This is a genomic window from Cysteiniphilum sp. JM-1 (genome assembly GCF_008711525.1).
GTDB lineage: Bacteria > Pseudomonadota > Gammaproteobacteria > Francisellales > Francisellaceae > Caedibacter.
Genome location: NZ_VXKS01000064.1, coordinates 1 through 660, shown reverse-complemented (window position 1 = coordinate 660; position 660 = coordinate 1). Strand labels below are relative to the sequence as shown.

Annotated in this window: 1 pseudogene; it reads right to left on the bottom strand. The window is 42.4% G+C overall.

Annotated elements, in window-relative coordinates:
- Positions 1–647 (bottom strand): annotated as a pseudogene (locus F3D68_RS11170) (IS21 family transposase); the annotation flags it as partial.
- Positions 648–660: the final 13 nt, after the last annotated feature.

Below are 660 nucleotides of genomic sequence, written 5' to 3'. Positions count from 1 at the left end.
GCAGCGGCTAAAGAGTCTGTGCGATGCTCCTTTGGTGCGCCTCCTATATGAAATAACGCTTCTTGCAACCCTTCTGATAACGCCTGAAAGCTTTCCCCTGATAGGATAACTTTGACATAACTGTACTTGCTAAATACTAACCTAAAATGATAAATCATATGCTCCAAAGGCTTACCAGCGATCATAATGCCAATTTCTTTCATATGCGAAAAATCAGATAAGCCTTGATCACCAGGGTAATGTTTTTGCGGAAACATGACTTCTTTAGACATACCATGTTTCGCTTTCCATTCTCGTACACGCCTTTGTAATGTGCGAAGGCAAGAATCGTCATAAATGGGATTACCTTGATCATCGACATGGTTACGCTGAAGGTCAATAAATAACGTCATTGGCTGAAGCTCTGGATTGTCTTCAAGCTTCTGTTTCAGCTCATCTTCCCAAAGCTTATCAATACTGCTTGCGCGTGTTTTATACTGCCTTGGTTTGGGTGGGTGTTGTGTGTGGTGTTTGCCACGGTCTATTGTGCGAGCTGTACGCTCACTAAAGCCTGATTTAGCAGCGCAGCCAATCTGGGTGAGTTTATCTTCTTGTCTGAGTTTCATGTATAGCTTTACCTGTTCTGTTGTGACTCGTTTTCTTGCCATACCTTAATCTTAA